Source organism: Nocardia sp. CA-119907 (assembly GCF_050955995.1).
Taxonomy (GTDB): domain Bacteria; phylum Actinomycetota; class Actinomycetes; order Mycobacteriales; family Mycobacteriaceae; genus Nocardia.
In genome coordinates, this window is sequence record NZ_CP192091.1 from 8,304,044 (window position 1) to 8,319,387 (window position 15,344).

The 15,344-nt window shown below is 64.5% G+C and carries 16 protein-coding genes and 1 tRNA gene; 13 read left to right on the forward strand and 4 right to left on the reverse strand.

Annotated elements, in window-relative coordinates; translation table 11 throughout:
• The first annotated feature begins 337 nt into the window (after window positions 1–337).
• From ACQP2D_RS37505 to ACQP2D_RS37535, 7 genes are all read left to right on the forward strand, one after another.
• Window positions 338–979: a UTRA domain-containing protein gene (locus tag ACQP2D_RS37505; RefSeq protein ID WP_433680649.1), complete on the forward strand. Its 642-nt coding sequence runs from the start codon at window positions 338–340 to the stop codon at window positions 977–979.
• Window positions 976–1,761, forward strand: coding sequence for a glycosyltransferase (locus ACQP2D_RS37510; RefSeq protein ID WP_433680650.1), 786 nt, complete (start codon window positions 976–978; stop codon window positions 1,759–1,761). Before ACQP2D_RS37505 ends, ACQP2D_RS37510 begins: the two co-directional genes overlap by 4 nt.
• 92 nt (window positions 1,762–1,853) lie before the next feature.
• Entirely contained in the window at window positions 1,854–2,597 is a 744-nt protein-coding gene (locus ACQP2D_RS37515; RefSeq protein WP_433680651.1) for an Rv0361 family membrane protein, read from the forward strand.
• Window positions 2,598–2,611: 14 nt separating this feature from the next.
• Window positions 2,612–4,018, forward strand: a complete 1,407-nt coding sequence (locus ACQP2D_RS37520) for a metallophosphoesterase (RefSeq protein WP_433680652.1) — start codon at window positions 2,612–2,614, stop codon at window positions 4,016–4,018.
• Between the two features lie 126 nt (window positions 4,019–4,144).
• Entirely contained in the window at window positions 4,145–5,164 is a 1,020-nt protein-coding gene (locus ACQP2D_RS37525; RefSeq protein WP_433680653.1) for an iron ABC transporter substrate-binding protein, read from the forward strand.
• Window positions 5,165–5,166: 2 nt separating this feature from the next.
• On the forward strand, window positions 5,167–6,720 hold the full coding sequence (locus ACQP2D_RS37530) for an ABC transporter permease (protein WP_433680654.1): 1,554 nt from the start codon (window positions 5,167–5,169) through the stop codon (window positions 6,718–6,720).
• Window positions 6,717–7,769 carry an ABC transporter ATP-binding protein gene (locus tag ACQP2D_RS37535; RefSeq protein WP_433680655.1) on the forward strand — a complete coding sequence of 351 codons (1,053 nt, stop codon included), beginning with the start codon at window positions 6,717–6,719 and terminating at the stop codon, window positions 7,767–7,769. The genes ACQP2D_RS37530 and ACQP2D_RS37535 overlap by 4 nt, the downstream gene beginning before the upstream one ends.
• A gap of 66 nt (window positions 7,770–7,835) precedes the next feature.
• Here ACQP2D_RS37535 and ACQP2D_RS37540 read toward each other — a convergent pair.
• A tRNA-Cys gene (locus ACQP2D_RS37540) sits at window positions 7,836–7,910 on the reverse strand.
• A 272-nt stretch (window positions 7,911–8,182) separates the two neighbouring features.
• On the opposite strand from ACQP2D_RS37540, the gene ACQP2D_RS37545 reads away from it, so the two are divergent.
• From ACQP2D_RS37545 to ACQP2D_RS37555, 3 genes are all read left to right on the forward strand, one after another.
• Window positions 8,183–8,731 (forward strand): MarR family winged helix-turn-helix transcriptional regulator, encoded by a 549-nt coding sequence (locus tag ACQP2D_RS37545; RefSeq protein ID WP_433680656.1) that lies wholly within the window; start codon window positions 8,183–8,185, stop codon window positions 8,729–8,731.
• Window positions 8,732–8,850: 119 nt separating this feature from the next.
• Complete coding sequence (locus ACQP2D_RS37550; RefSeq protein WP_433680657.1) at window positions 8,851–9,918, forward strand: Hsp70 family protein; 1,068 nt, start codon at window positions 8,851–8,853, stop codon at window positions 9,916–9,918.
• A gap of 264 nt (window positions 9,919–10,182) precedes the next feature.
• Window positions 10,183–11,007 (forward strand): DUF6159 family protein, encoded by an 825-nt coding sequence (locus tag ACQP2D_RS37555; protein ID WP_433680658.1) that lies wholly within the window; start codon window positions 10,183–10,185, stop codon window positions 11,005–11,007.
• Between the two features lie 77 nt (window positions 11,008–11,084).
• Here the strand turns inward: ACQP2D_RS37555 and ACQP2D_RS37560 are convergent, their stop codons facing one another.
• The 3 genes from ACQP2D_RS37560 to ACQP2D_RS37570 form a co-directional block, all read right to left on the reverse strand.
• Window positions 11,085–11,912, reverse strand: a complete 828-nt coding sequence (locus ACQP2D_RS37560; protein WP_433680659.1) for an enoyl-CoA hydratase — start codon at window positions 11,910–11,912, stop codon at window positions 11,085–11,087.
• A gap of 766 nt (window positions 11,913–12,678) precedes the next feature.
• Window positions 12,679–13,002 carry a divalent-cation tolerance protein CutA gene (gene cutA / locus ACQP2D_RS37565; protein WP_433680660.1) on the reverse strand — a complete coding sequence of 108 codons (324 nt, stop codon included), beginning with the start codon at window positions 13,000–13,002 and terminating at the stop codon, window positions 12,679–12,681.
• Window positions 12,986–13,624 (reverse strand): helix-turn-helix domain-containing protein, encoded by a 639-nt coding sequence (locus ACQP2D_RS37570; protein WP_433680661.1) that lies wholly within the window; start codon window positions 13,622–13,624, stop codon window positions 12,986–12,988. The genes cutA and ACQP2D_RS37570 overlap by 17 nt, the downstream gene beginning before the upstream one ends.
• Before the next feature lie 144 nt (window positions 13,625–13,768).
• On the opposite strand from ACQP2D_RS37570, the gene ACQP2D_RS37575 reads away from it, so the two are divergent.
• From ACQP2D_RS37575 to ACQP2D_RS37585, 3 genes are read left to right on the forward strand one after another with little or no spacing between them, the layout of a single operon-like run.
• Window positions 13,769–14,224 (forward strand): hypothetical protein, encoded by a 456-nt coding sequence (locus tag ACQP2D_RS37575; RefSeq protein ID WP_433680662.1) that lies wholly within the window; start codon window positions 13,769–13,771, stop codon window positions 14,222–14,224.
• Window positions 14,221–14,550 (forward strand): hypothetical protein, encoded by a 330-nt coding sequence (locus tag ACQP2D_RS37580; RefSeq protein WP_433680663.1) that lies wholly within the window; start codon window positions 14,221–14,223, stop codon window positions 14,548–14,550. Before ACQP2D_RS37575 ends, ACQP2D_RS37580 begins: the two co-directional genes overlap by 4 nt.
• A complete protein-coding gene (locus tag ACQP2D_RS37585) occupies window positions 14,550–15,173 on the forward strand; it encodes a DUF2637 domain-containing protein (protein ID WP_433680664.1) in 624 nt (207 codons plus the stop codon). The genes ACQP2D_RS37580 and ACQP2D_RS37585 overlap by 1 nt, the downstream gene beginning before the upstream one ends.
• The last annotated feature ends 171 nt before the right edge of the window (window positions 15,174–15,344 follow it).

The following is a 15,344-nucleotide window of genomic DNA, read 5'->3' on the forward strand; positions in this document are numbered from 1 at the left end:
CCTTCCCACATCGCGCCTTTGTTGTCTTGTATCGACTGCAAGCATCTCGCTGCGATGAGAAGTGCTGCTCTCCAAGATCTCGAATGTTCGGCAGAGTTGACAACAATACGTACGACATGCAGGTGTTATACGTATTGTCTATTATCCACTGCTCGCTGACCCTTCGCGTCACCTTCAGCGATTCGTGATCCCACCGAGTCCGCAGACGGTCCGCAGCAGCGGTCGCGAGTGCACCGGCAGCGTCGTCACCGACGGCGTACCCGGGAGAATCACCGCATGTGGTGGCTTGGGGGTGCATGGTGGTAGTGGGCGTCACTGACACGTTCGAGGAGCGCCAATGGGTGCGAAGTATGAGTGGATCGCGGACGATGTGCGGCACAGGATCGGGACGGGAGGGCGGGTTCGGCGTACCGCGGAACGTCATCAGTGGGAGAAGGACCGGGCGTTGCTGTCGGAAGCGGTCCGAAGGTCCACCGGCGCAACCGAACACGACACCGGGTTGAGCATCGACGATCTGGAATTCTTCGCCCACTATCAAACGATCGAGGCGGATAGCGGCATTGCCACCGTCTTCGAGGTGCCGGTCGGAACACGCATCCTGCGCCGCGACTATCGAACTCAGCTCAAGGCCGAAGGCTCTCCGGTCAGCCTGAGCACGTCGTATTTGGTCTACGACGTGGTGGCATCCAATCCGAGGCTGCTCGATGCCGATGAGGAACCGTGGCCCGGTGGCACCCATCACCAGCTGCGGACGGTGAATATCGAGATCGATCACATTATGGAGTCCATAACCGCGCATCCGCCGAGCGCGACCGAGATGGCGGAACTCGATATCCCGCCCGATGTCGCGGTCTTGGTCGTACGCAAGCAGATGATCGATACGACCGGACGTACCGTCGAGTTCTCCGACATCGTGCTGCCGGGCGACCGTACCGAACTCGTTTACCTAACTCAGCTCAGCCGATGGGACAGGCCATGACGCAACTCATCTCGGTAATTACGCCCGCCTACCGCCCGATCGGCGAATACCTCACCGCGGCATGGGATTCCCTGGTGTCGCAGGAACTTCCGCCCGGCTGGACCTGGGAATGGATCGTCCAGGAAGACGGGACGACCGGCGATGTCGCGCCATTGCTCCCGAAGGATCCGCGCATCAAACCGGGATTCGGGCGACGTGGCGGTCCCGGCGTGTGCCGATCGCTCGCCCTCGGCAGGTCCACGGGAACCTTGGTGAAGGTGCTCGACGCCGACGACCAGTTGACGCCCGGCACGCTCGCACGCGATATCGCCGCACTCCGGCAGACCGGTGTCGGCTGGACCACCTCGCGTGTCCTCGACCTGCTTCCCGATGGTTCCACGATGGGATTCGACCATGACCCGCCGGAGGGCCGAATCACCTCCGGCACGGTCCTGGAACACTGGCGCGAGCACGGCTACCGTGCCCAAGTCCATCCCGCGAGCCTCTGTATCCGACGGGACCTGCTCTTGGCGGTCGGCGGCTGGATGGCACTGCCCGCCTCGGAGGACACCGGACTGCTGCTCGCGGCCGATGCGCTCAGCGACGGGTGGTTCTCGGCCGAACCCGGCCTCCTGTACCGAAAGTGGGCCGGACAGGTCACCGCGCATCCCGACCACACCGAGGCCAGGGAGATCGCCGCGCGCATGGGCCTGATCGCGGAACGCGCCGACATTCTCCGCTCGACAACCGAATTCCGGCTGACACCGATCCCGGACCGACGGCCCCTGGGACAGCTGTCCTAGCTCGGGGTGGATCGCTCGCCGGTGTTCGGGTCGCGGAGCTGCACGTTGCCGTAACCTTCCACATAAGCCGGGGTGAGTGGGAGGACGCGACGATGACATATCCGCCGGGCGGGCAGCCGCCATTCGGACAGCCGCAGGAACCGGGGCAGCCGGGTTATGGGCAGCCGTATCCGCAGCCGGGTGGGCAGGGGTATCCGCAGCAAGGGGGTTATCCCCCGCCCGGCGGTCAGAGTTATCCGCCGCCTGGCGGTCAGGGGTATCCGCCGCCCGGTGCGCAGGGTTATCCGCCACCCGGCGGTCAAGGGTATGCGCCACAAGGTGCGCCCGGATATCCGCCACCGGGCGGAAATCCGCCGGGTTTCCCGGGCTATCAGCCGCCGAAACAGCGCAAGACCGGCTTGATCATCGGACTGCTGGTGCTGGTGCTCATCATCGCGGGTGCAGTGGCCGCGGGCGTGGTGCTGACCGTGCAGGGGAAGACGCCGCTCGCCTCGGATGAGAAGAAGATCGAGGTGGCGATCCACGATTTCTACGACACACTCGGATCGCGTGGTTTCGCCGCGGCGGCGGCCAAGTCATGTGCGGCCGATCGTGCCGAGTTCGACACGCTGACCGATGAGCAGAAGAAGGAATTCGATACCGCCAAGGTCGAGGTCAGCATCGACAAGATCGACAATATCGTCGTCACCGGTGACCGCGCGACGGCCCGGATCACCGGCAAACTCACGCTGACCATTCCGGGCGAGACCCCCGATACCGACACCGGCACCACCGAACACCTGCGCAAGGAAGACGGGAAGTGGAAGGTCTGCTCGGCGGAGGCGGGTAAGAACTGACGTAATCTCGTCGAATGAGCTGCTGCGGACCGTCGCGCCGGACCTTCCTCAGCGCCGTCGGATGGGCCGCGTCGACCGCACTCGCCGCACCGGGTTCGGTTCGGGCCCAACCGAATCCGCTCCTGGTGACCGATTTGGAAGTGGTCACGGTCACCGATCGATCGGTGATTCTCACCTGGACGACAGTGGCCCCGGATCCGAGCGGACGACTGCTGCCGGTCGATACCGACGCCCAGGTGCGCTTGGGTCCGGCGGACTCACCGCTGGCTCCGGGGACGGTATACGCCGAGGATGAGCGAACCCCGTTCCACTACGCCGAGATCGACGGCCTCGAACCCGGTCGCCCCTACCGATTCGAGGCCTGGTCCAACGGCGCCCGGGCCGCACCAGCCCTGTCGCTGACCACCCTGACCCCCGGAAGTCCGGAATCCACTGGCGAATTCACCACTCTGATGCCGCCGCCGGGCCGCCAACTGCGCACCATCGCCCTCGCCAATGACGTGCACTACGGCGAACAGATCAGCGGGCTCGTCGTCGACAGCCTGCCGCCGGGCTTCCAGCAGGAGCCGGGTCTACCGCCCTATCCAGAGGTGATGCTGGCCGCACTGCTCGATGATCTGCGCCGCCCCGACCGCGGCGCCGTCGCACTGCTCATCGCTGGCGATCTCACCGCCGAGGCGAGACCGGAGGAATCGCGCGCGGTCCGCGCACATCTGGACAGCTGGGGTAAACAGGGCCGCGACTACTTTGCCGTGCGCGGCAACCACGACCGCCCGCACATCGGATCGGAATATCAGGGCTGTCTGCCGGCACCCGCGGACCATTACGACTGCTGGGCCGAGCAATTCGATCCACGCCAGCAACTGATCGCGCACGAGGTGGGCGGCCTGCGGCTACTCGGTCTGGACACCAGTGAACTCGACGGTTCGGGCGGCAGTATCGTACGTCCGCAATTCGACCGGCTCGGCGAACTGCTGCGCACCGATCCGGACCGCCCGACGCTGGTATTCGGCCACCACCCGGTGACCGCCGAATCCGGTCTGACCAATACCGCCGGACCGGGTTTCGTCCTCAACCGATCCGACAGCCTCGAACTCCAGACGCTCTACGAACGCGCCCCCGGAGTATTTCTCCAGCACAGCGGCCATACCCACCGCAACCGTCGCACCCGTCCGGATACCGGCTGCGCGGTGGAATTCCTCGAGGTGGCGGCGGTCAAGGAGTATCCCGGCGGCTATAGCCTGCTGCGCCTGTACGAGGGCGGGTACATGATCAACTTTTACAAAACCCGCACCGCGGCCGCCTGCCGCTGGAGCGCGACGACCCGTGGCGAATACTTCGGTCTGCTGCCGGACTACACGCTCGGCACCTTCGCCGACCGCAATCACGTTGTGCTGCGGGACTTCTCGGGACTGAGCTGACCCGCGCGGCGAACCACGGCGGCCGCAGCCGTACCGATACCATCCGCGCACGTCGGACGCGGTATCTTGCTTAGGTAAGCCTCATCATATGAAGTGGAACCTTGCACGTGTCGGAAGGACTCGAACATGTCGATCAGATGGAAATCGGTTTCCGCGGCGCTGGCCGTCACCGTCGCGGCGATCGGCCTGACGGCTTGCTCGAATTCCTCGGACGACAAGAACGAGATCACCGTCTACAACGCCCAGCACGAATCCCTGACCAAGGAATGGGTGGACGCGTTCACCAAGGAGACCGGCATCAAGGTCACGCTGCGCCAGGGCGGTGACACCGCGCTGGGCAATCAGTTGGTCGCCGAGGGCGCCGCCTCCCCCGCCGATGTCTTCCTGACCGAGAACTCCCCCGCCATGGCACTGGTCGAGAACGCCGGACTGTTCGCCGATGTCGACAGCAAGACCCTGGACCAGGTGCCAGCGCAGTTCCGGCCGTCCACCGGAAAGTGGACCGGAATCGCTGCCCGCTCAACGGTTTTCGTATACAACAAGGATAGGATCGCGGCCGACCAACTGCCCGCGTCGCTGCTGGATCTGGCGCAGCCGCAGTGGAAGGGCCGCTGGGGTGCCGGCGTTTCCGGCGCCGACTTCCAGGCCATCGTCGCGGGTCTGCTCGCGCTCAAGGGCGAGGACGCCACCAAGGCCTGGCTCAAGGGTATGAAGGACAACGCCACGGCCTTCCCGAACAATGTCGCCACCATGAAGGCGGTCAATTCCGGCCAGCCCGACGGCGGTGTGATCTACCACTACTACTGGTACCGCGACCAGGTCAACACCAAGGAGAGCAGCAACAACACCGCGCTGCACTACTTCAAGAACCAGGATCCGGGCGCCTTCGTCTCGATTTCCGGTGGTGGCGTGCTGAAGTCGAGCAAGAAGCAGGAGTCGGCACAGCGGTTCCTGGCATTCATCACCTCCAAGGCGGGGCAGGAGATCCTGCGCGACGGCACCTCGTTGGAATACCCGGTCGCCAGTGATGTCGCGGCCGATCCGGCGCTGCCGCCGCTGGCCTCGCTGCAGGCACCGGCCGTCGACCCGAGCAAGCTCGACGCCAAGAAGGTGACGGCGCTGATGACCGACGCGGGTCTGCTCTAGTCATGGCCCTTCGGACCGCTGTCGCCGCACCCCGGGTCGGGAGACCGGGGCCGCTGGTCACGATCGTCGCCCTGCTGCTGGTGGCGGCGACGTTCGTGCCGCTCGGCTACATCGTGTCCACCGTCTTCTCCACCGGCCTGCACGAAGCGGCACAGCTGGTGTTCCGCCCGAGAGTCGGTGACCTGCTGCGCAATACGGCCGCACTCGTGCTCGTCACCGTGCCCATCTGCGTGGTGCTCGGCGTCGGGCTGGCGTGGGTGGTGGAGCGGACGAATGTGCCGGGTGCGGCATGGTGGGGGCCGGTCTTCGCGGCGCCGCTGGCCGTGCCCGCATTCGTGAACAGCTACGGCTGGGTCAGCGTCTTCCCGACCATGCACGGGCTGTGGGCGGGCGTGGTGATCTCCACGATGTCGTATTTCCCGCTGGTGTATCTGCCCGCGGCGGCCACATTGCGCCGCCTCGACCCGGCGGTGGAGGAATCGGCACGCGCGCTCGGTTCCGGACCGGTCGCGGTGTTCACCCGAATCGTATTGCCGCAGTTGCGATTGGCCATCCTCGGCGGCGGGCTGCTCATCGCGCTGCATCTGCTCGCCGAATACGGCGCATTCGTGATGATCCGCTTCGACACCTTCACCACCGCGATCTTCGAGCAGTATCAATCCAGCTTCGCCGGTCCGGCGGGCAGCATGCTGGCCGGCGTGCTGGTGCTGTGCTGCCTGGTGTTACTCGCGGCCGAGGCGGGAGCGCGCGGTAAGGCGCGTTACGCCAGGATCGGCAGCGGTGCGCCGCGTGCGGCGACCCGAGTTGCGTTGGGACCGAGCACGATTCCGATGCTCCTCGCATTGGCCGCGGTTGTCGCCTGCTCGATCGGGGTGCCGCTGTGGACCATCGTGCGCTGGCTGCGCATCGGCGGTGCGCGGGTCTGGGATATCACCGAGATCGGCACGGCGCTCGGGCAGACCATCGCGCTGGCGGCGATGGCCGCGCTGATCACCACGGTGTGCGCGTTTCCGGTGGCCTGGATCGCGGTGCGCTCCACCTCGGCCTTCGCCCGAACGGTGGAGGGCGCCAACTACATTACGAGTTCGCTGCCCGGCATCGTGATCGCGCTGGCCATGGTGACCGTCACCATTCGGTGGGCACCGCCGCTCTATCAGACGGTGGCCATGGTCGTCGCGGCATATGTGCTGATGTTCCTGCCGCGGGCGCTGGTCAGTGTGCGCGCGGGACTGGCGCAGGTGCCGGTCGGGCTGGAGGAGGTGTCGCGCTCGCTGGGACAGTCCGGTCCGGTCACCTTCGTTCGCGTCACGCTGCGGCTGACCGCACCCGCCGCGGCCGCCGCGGCCGCGCTGGTCTTTGTGGCCGTCGCGACCGAGTTGACCGCGACATTGCTCTTGGCCCCCAGCGGAACTCGCACTCTCGCGATGCGCTTCTGGTCGCTGTCGGGCGAATTGGATTACGCCGCGGCCGCACCCTACGCACTCATCATGATCGTCGCCGCGGTTCCGGTGACATATCTGCTGTTCACCCAATCCAGGAAGGCGGCTGGACTATGAGTCGGCTTGTCGTGGACGCCGTTTCGAAGACCTTCGGCCAGCACCAAGTGCTGGGCGGCATCAGTTTGGACGTGCCCAATGGCAGTTCGACCGCAGTGGTCGGCTCGTCGGGTTGCGGTAAGACCACACTGCTGCGGGTGATCGCCGGATTCGAGGCCCCGGATGCGGGCTCGGTCGCCATCGGCACCGAAACCGTGACCCGCGACCGCTTTTCGGTGCCGCCGCAGCGGCGCAATGTCGGCTATGTCGCGCAGGACGGCGCACTGTTCCCACATCTGACCGTCGGTCAGAACATCGCCTACGGCCTGCACCGCGGAATCTGCGGTCTGCGGCGTGCTAAGAGCCGGGTGAACGAACTGCTGGAGATGGTCTCGTTGGATCCCTCCTATGCCGACCGCCGGCCCCATCAGCTCTCCGGTGGCCAGCAGCAGCGCGTCGCGCTCGCCCGCGCGCTCGCCCGCAAACCCAATGTCATGCTGCTCGACGAGCCGTTCAGTGCACTCGATGCCGGGCTGCGCGCCACCACCAGGCAGGCCGTGGCCGAGACGCTGCGCGCGGCGGGGATGACCAGCATTCTGGTCACCCATGACCAGGAGGAGGCGCTCTGCTTCGCCGAGCAGGTCGCGGTCATGCGCGAGGGGGTATTCACCCAGGTGGGCGCTCCGGAAGAGGTCTACGCGGCGCCCACCGATCTGTTCACCGCCAAGTTCCTCGGTGATTGCGTGCTGCTCGACGCGGTGGTCGACGGCGATATCGCCAAATGCGCACTCGGCCGGATTCCGGTGCAGAAGTCGGCGCCGTCCGGTCGAACGACCATCATGATCCGGCCCGAACAGCTTGTGGCGCATGTGGTTTCCGATGGTGAACCGGGCAGCGGGATGGTGCGCGATGTGGAGTTCCGCGGGGCGGATGTGATGCTGACCATCGCACTCGACGGGGACACCGATCCGGTGCTGGTGCGCCGCGCCAGCGTCGCCGCCCCGACCGTGGGGCAGCGGGTGCGATTGGATGCGGTCGGCGCCGCCGTGGCCTTCGAAGCGGCGGCCTGAACCACGGACACCCGGCTCGGCGGTGGCGTATCACCGAGCCGGGCGCCCATGGCGGCGCACCCTTTTTGGAGCGAGCGGCGGGAATTGAACCCGCGTAAACGGCTTTGCAGACCGTTGCCTGAACCACTCAGCCACGCCCGCCTCGCCATGAATATTGCCGTCTTCCCCGTCGAATTGCCCACCGTTGCAATCACCGTGATCTCAACCGGCAAGCAATGATCGAAACCCCGCCACAGCGGCCCCCTCCGGCGCGACACATCGCATCAACTGATTTCGCGATGACATGGGTGACCCACCGGGTACGCCCAAACCTCGGCCGGGCATTCGACCGCCGGTCCGCAAGTCGGATTTCGCGGCACTCGCCTGTCGGCGGAAGACCCGGAAAAGCGGGAGAACATGCAATGATCGGAGCCATGTCACGGCCACGTCCACTCCCGCAGGATCCGATCGAGGAGGCCCATCGCCAGTGGGTCGGCCACGGCTGGGGCGATGTCGCCGACGGCATGGCGGCGGTGACATCGCTGGTGCGGGCCCAGCAAATCGTGATGGCTCGGGTGGACGAGGCACTGAAACCGACCGGTCTGACCTTCTCCCGATATGAACTTCTCATGTTGCTGTCTTTCAGCAAGACGGGCGCACTGCCGATGGCGAAGGCCAGCGCGCGCCTGCAGGTGCACCCGACCAGCGTGACGAACACCGTCGATCGGCTGGAGGCCGCGAAACTCGTCGAGCGCGTACCCCATCCCAGCGATCGGCGTGCCACCCTTATCGAAATCACAGCCGCTGGAAGGGAATTGGTTGCTCAGGCAACCGAGGAACTCAATGCGAAAGTCTTCGCACTCCCCGGACTCCCGCCGGATCGGCTGCACACGCTGCTGCAATTGCTCGCCGAATTCCGGCATGCCGCTGGCGACTTCGACACCGGCGACGAAACGGCACGCTGGTCGACGCACGAGGTATAGCAAACCGCGCAGACCGGTCGGTCCATACACCACCCGAACGACCAAGGGGTAACGGTCTGGCATCCAACTAGCGAATTCCCCGCCCCGTCGTCTTGGCAGCGGACCCGAAAGGGTTCACCATGGAGACCATGGTGCTGGTCTTGGGGGTATCGGCGGGCGCTGGAGGTGCTCGCGCGATGCTGACACATTCCGATCAGCCGCACCTTCCCCCGATTGATCGATGCCAGGTGCCGCGTCGGGCGGGTGGTGGGGTCGAGGAACCGGTCTTCGAGGCGATTCGGCAGATGTGCGCGGCCGCCGATCGGCGCGACGAACTGATCACCGGAACCGCCGTAACCTGTCGCTGCCCACTGCACGCCGACGCCATCCGAACCACCGCGGGCCGCACCCGGCTGACCATCATCGACGAACCGCTGGCCCAGCTGCGGTATCTGCGTTTCACCGGTCGCCTGCCCACCAGCGGTTCGGTCATCCTCTACGACCTCGGCAGCTCCGGCCTGACCATCACCCACGCCGACTGCCGGACCGACACCATCCTGTCCAGCAAACACAGTACGGTGCTCGGCGGCGACGGCTACGACGCACTGCTGCGCTGGCAACTCGCCCGCGGCGGAGTGCTCACCGATAAGTTGACCAGCCGCAGGCACCGGGAGGAACTCAGCAGCGCCCGCGTGATCACCGCCATGGATACCAGTTCCGGCGACCGCGCCGTGGTCACCCGCAGCGACCTCGCCGAATTGTGCGCCGCCGGCATCCACCATTCGGCCTCGTTCGTCCGCCAGTTGATCGAGGAAACCGGAGTCCAGCCGGAGGCGCTCGTCCTACTCGGCGGCTGCACCCGCAACCCCAGCATCCGCGAGGAACTGGCCGAAATGATCGAACTCCCGGTCATTTACGACTCCGAGCCGGAATACGTCTCGGCCCGCGGTGCCGTCCTGCTCGCCGCCGAACGCCCCACCGGCGACCTGCGAATGGCGCGACTGCGCAGCCGAGCGCTGACGGATTCCCTGCTGCCGACCACCGTCGGCCGCCGCAAACTCATTGCCGCCGCTGCGGTCACGATCGCATTGAGCGCAACGATCGTCGGCCTCCTCGCCGTAGACCACACCGCAGCCCAGCCCCCGGACGGCGGTAACGCCCCAACCCCCGTCGAAATCGCCGGCATCCCAGCGAAGCCCCTCAACTAACAGCCCGTACAACCGGCGTTCCCTAATACTCCCGCCGCAGTTCTGAACTCACGGCAACACATGGTCCACGCGCCATCTCACAGACCCGCAGCAGGACCCCGCGTCGCGCATATCCGGTGGGTATGGCGCATAACGTGCACCGTGTGCGAGGTCGCGACAAGGTATGCGAGACCAGGTCGGTGGTCGCTTTAAGAACTCGGCAAGGCGTTCTTTGGGTGGCTGATCAATTGTGGACGCATTCGGTCAATGATTCTGGAGGTAGGAATGGCGTTCGCAACCTCGTGGCAGATGTTCAAGGCGTCGGCGGCGGTACTGAAGGCGCGCAAGGAATTGGCGGTTTTTCCGGCGCTGTCGGCGGTGGCGAGCATTATTGTGGCCGCCACATTCGTGGTGCCGCTCATTGCCAGCGATAACTGGGACAGGTCGTCGACGACTACCTATGTGGTATTTGGGCTGATGTATTTGGCCTCGGCATTCGTCACGATCTTCTTCAATGCGGCGTTGATCTCGCAGGCGAATATCGCGCTGGAGGGTGGGGATCCCAGTGTGGCCGAGGGGTTGCGAGCGGCAGGGGCACGGTCGCCGCAGATTCTGGTGTGGGCGGCGATTTCGGCCACGGTGTCGCAGGCCTTGCGGTGGTTGCAGGATCGGGTGCCGTTCGTCGGGATGATTCTGGCCGCTATCGCGGGGACGGCGTGGCAGGTGGTCACCTTCTTGGTGTTGCCGAAGATCGTGCTGGAGGATCGCAATGTTGTTGCCGCGGTGAAGGATTCGTCGGCAGCGTTGAAGCGGACCTGGGGCGAGAATCTGGTCGGCAATGCCGGGCTCGGATTGGTCGGCCTGCTGTTCGCGCTGCCGGGGGTTCTGGTGATGTTCGTCGGATTCTTGATGCTCGGCACGGATATCGCAGCCGGATTCGTGGTGGTCGGGCTCGGCATCGCGTGGCTGATCGTGACCGCGGTCGTCGTATCCGCGCTGTCGGGCATCTACCAGACCGCGCTGTACCGGTACAGCGTTGACGGCAATGTGCCGCTCGCGTTCGCCACCGCGGATCTGTCGCAATCGTTCCGGCAGCGTGGCCGCCGCTGATCGAATACACCTGTGCCCGGCCGAGATTCACTCGGCCGGGCACAGTGCTTGTTCGAATACCTCAGTGCGGCAAGGTGTCAGCGGTTGGTGAACTTCGCCGGACGCTTCTCGACGAAGGCGGTCATGCCTTCCTTCTGATCCTCGATCGCGAACAGCGAGTGGAAGACCCGGCGTTCGAAGCGCAGACCCTCGGACAGGGTGGTTTCGAAGGAGCGGTTCACCGCTTCCTTCGCGATCATGGTGACCGGGAGCGACATCGATGCGATGGTCTCGGCGACCTCGAGTGCGGTGTCGAGCAGTTCGGCGGCGGGGACGATGCGGGAGACGAGTCCGGCGCGCTCGGCTTCTTCGGCGTCCATATTGCGGCCGGTGAGCACCAGATCCATGGCCTTGGCCTTGCCGATCGCGCGGGTCAGGCGCTGCGAGCCGCCGATGCCGGGAATGACGCCGAGTTTGATCTCCGGCTGACCGAATTTCGCGTTATCGGCGGCGAGCAGGATGTCGCAGATCATGGCCAGCTCACAGCCGCCGCCGAGGGCGTACCCGGCGACAGCGGCAATGGTCGGCTTGCGGAACTGCGCCAGCCGGTCCCAGCGGGCGAAGTAGTCGTTCATGAACATATCCATGTACGACTTGGGCTGCATCTCCTTGATATCGGCACCGGCCGCGAAGGCCCGCTCCGAACCGGTGATGACGATGGCGCCGATCGCGTCATCGTGCTCGAGTTCGTCGAGCGCGGCAATGACATCGTCGAGTACCTGCGCGTTCAGCGCGTTCAGCGCCTTCGGGCGGTTCAGCGTGATCCAGCCGACCCGACCCTTACGCTCCAGCAGAATCGTCTCGAATTCGGGCTCGCCCGTCACCCGGCCGCCACCCCCCACGGAATCGCTTCGCGATGCATCCATCTTTAGGCACCCTCTTGGTCAGAACGGTTACGGATATCCGTGACGATACAACAGCAAGGTTTGGAGAACTTCCCGCAACGTCCCCCAGATTCCTAAAGCGCTTCTAACACAACAGAATTCACAGCGAACGAGAGTCCCCCGGCATCCCCGATGTTCCCGGGTCATCCTCCGGAAAATGCCGGTCAATCCTCCGCTGTTGTTCCCATCAATTCCCCCGCGGATAGATCGCCTATCCGCGGCTTTCGCATGTCCGAAACCTACTCCCCCCGCTTCCTCATACTGGCCATCCTGTGCTGAAGGAGGGTTAGTCAAGGGGGCCGTAGGCATCGCGTAGCGACGCGAAGCGCCCTTTACTCACCCGGACTGAAGTCAGATCATGGGGCCATGAGGAGGCGGGAACCCAAGCCGAGACGTGGAGATCTCTAGGCGTGAGATCCGTCGTCTGCCGCCCCAGCTGCTCGGTTGTGTGCGAAGTGGGCTCATGAAGATCAAAGGCGGCTTGGCCTGAAGGGCTGCCGCCAACGCGCCGACGCGCCGGGTGCGCCGCAGCGAAGCAAGGCGTGCCCGTCGCGCGGCGCCAGCGCGGTGGCGGTGGCCCGTAGGGCCGCCGCTCTTGAACCTATATAGCCAAATTCGGCAACAACTCGCAGACGAGACTTTGCGATGAGACGAGCGAAGGTCCGGGTGAACACAAAGGAACGGCTGAGATCTCTAGCCCAATGAATGGGACAGGCGGAGACCTCAGCCGTTCGTATGTTGGCGGTTGCTATTGGTCGTCGGTGGAGTCGAGCACCCAAGTGCGGTATCCAGGGTGCACGTCGACAACTGGGACGGCGATTACTTGAGGCGTGTCGTATGGGTGCTTTTGGTTCGCTCTCTCAATGATCTTGGGCACGAGAGACTTCCGCGTGTGAAGGACTACGAGCGCTTCGGCGTCATCGGAGATGTCTCCTTGCCACCGATAGATCGAGCGAATTGCAGGGATGACGTTGCCGCAGGCGGCCAGCCGGTCGCTGACAAGCTCGCGAGTGAACGAGGCAAGCCAGTCAGCACTTTCGGCAGAGATTGTCACGTCAACTAATTCGTCCACGGGATGCTCCGTTTGTCTCGATGAGTTGTTCGACTATGCGCTTAACACTGTCGGCATCGCGGGCCATTGCTCCCCAGCCTGTAATCACTTCGCCGTCGTAGCTCATGCCCACCCATCGGCCGTAAGCGCTCTGACCGTGCTGGTGTAGGTGGAAGTAAATCGAACCTTTCGACCGTACCGCTCCATCGGTTGCTCGATACCAGCCAATGAGAGCTTCGTTGTCCCATATGCGGACTTCTCCACGCCACGCATACGTGCCGCCTTCGAGGCTGACGTTCACTGCGCGGCTTGCGTCCAGGTGGATCTGGTCGGCTTGCTGATTCGCGAACATGCTGTGCACGTCGACGCGGGGGATGCCGTCCTTCGATGTCTCCCACGCCGCCCACCATTCGCCGCTGAGGTTCAGCCCGGTCGGTATTTCGCCAGCTAGCTCAGCAAGGGAGATGCCAAGGGCCTTCGCAAGTCGGACGGCCACGGAAAACGCGGGTTCTTGCTCTCCGGCTTCGTAGCGAACGACTTGACGAAGGTTCACGCCGATCGTCTCAGCGATCTGAGATTGCGTGAGCCCCAACTGATTTCGGCGTGTCCGGATCACCTCCGACATAGCCATCTTCGTCGTCATGGATTCCTTTGCCTCGAACTCTTGCGGGATGTGACGTTCTAGTCCTATAGTACGACTAGACGAATTAGTCGTATCAAGAGACGTCAGTCCTTACAAACGACGTATGAGTCTCATTTATTCCATCTTGAGACAGGGAGTTCAGCGATGGCTGTGAAGAAGTTCCAGCGTTTCCCGATCCCGCATGACATCGGGTTCGAGGCGGGTGCGGCGATCATCAACGTGCCTGAGCCGGTGATGAAGTTCAACGAGCGCAAGCGGGCCTACACCAATGAGCAGGAACGGGATGAGGAGACCGGTCTTCTGAAGTGGAAGGCCAAGATCATTGACTTCTCGGCTGATGTCCGGGGCTCGGACATGGGCATCGACCTGATCTTCTTGTCTCCGGTGCAGCCGATTCCCGTAGGTCCGGAGCTCCGTCCGGGTATGCGCGAGGTGGTCTTCGAGAACCTGATGGTTCAGCCGCGAGCTACCAAGGCGGGTGACTTCGCCAAGCTCGTCTACTCGTACTTCGCGACGGGCATCGTGGGCGACAACTCGGGCGCCAAGCAGGCTCCGGCGAATCCGGGTGCTGCTCGTCCGCGTGACGAGAAGGCTGCGTGATCGTCATGTCGTTCATGCAGGTGAATGTCAGCAAGTACGACGGCATCGACGTGCAGTACCGGGAGGCGCGTCAGGATACGTATGGCCGTATTCCCGCCAGTGTGGATGTGAAGCTGGTCAACGACGGTGGCCGCGCCTGGCTGAACCTGTCACTGGAGGACGCTCGCACCCTGGCTGATCGGCTGCCGCAGATTCTGATGCTGCACGACGCTGCGGAGCGGTTGGCGGCGGAGATGGCGGTCGACAAGGACGAGGCTGCTCCGGCCCCGATGGGGAAGGCGCAGCGTAAGCGGTCGACCGAGCAGTCCGGGCAGGCGGCTGCGTGATGTCCACGCACAAGGGGATGTTGGCAGCGCGGGTGTTCGCGGTCCTGGTGATCGTGGGCGTCGGCGCTGCCGCGTTCCGCCTTTCCTTCACTACCCTGCGGGATCTCGCGAAGCTGGCCCATATTCCGGCTTCGGATGCGTGGCTGTTCCCGCTGATCATCGACGGCACGATCGTGCAAGCGACAGCGGGGGCGTTGGTGCTGGCGAAGTCACCGGAACGCAAATTCTTCACCCGAGTTCTCGCGGTGGGCGCGCTGGTATCGGTGGCGGGCAACAGCATTCACGCTATCGCTGGCGGCAATCCGCTTCCGGCTTGGTTGTGCGCGGTGGTGGCGGCTATCGCCCCGATTTCTCTGCTGGTGGACACCCATGGTTTGGCGGTGTTGTTCCGTGCGGCACAACGCCATTCGGCTCCGGTGATCGAGGCCGAACCCGTGATCGAGGCTGAATCGGTAATCGAACGGATGTCGGCTGTCGAGTCTGACCCGACTCCGGTACCCGAACCGGTGGCTATCGAACCTGCTACCCCGCGCGAGGTCTCGGCACCTTCCTCATCACGTCCGCGTCGTTCGTCGTGGCCAGTGCAAGCGGACATGCTGCCCTTGGAGGGACTGCCCGCCTGACGGCACCAGGTCACCAAAAGTCCAGTGTTTCAACCTATTTCGTCTACTTTGTTGTGCCCGTTGGGAGGGGCAATGTCTGTCTTGAAAGCTCCGATCGTGATCGCGATCCTGCTCGCTCCGCTGCCGGTGGCGGCTGCTCCAGCGGCTTCGGCTGCTGCTGATCGGTCCGGG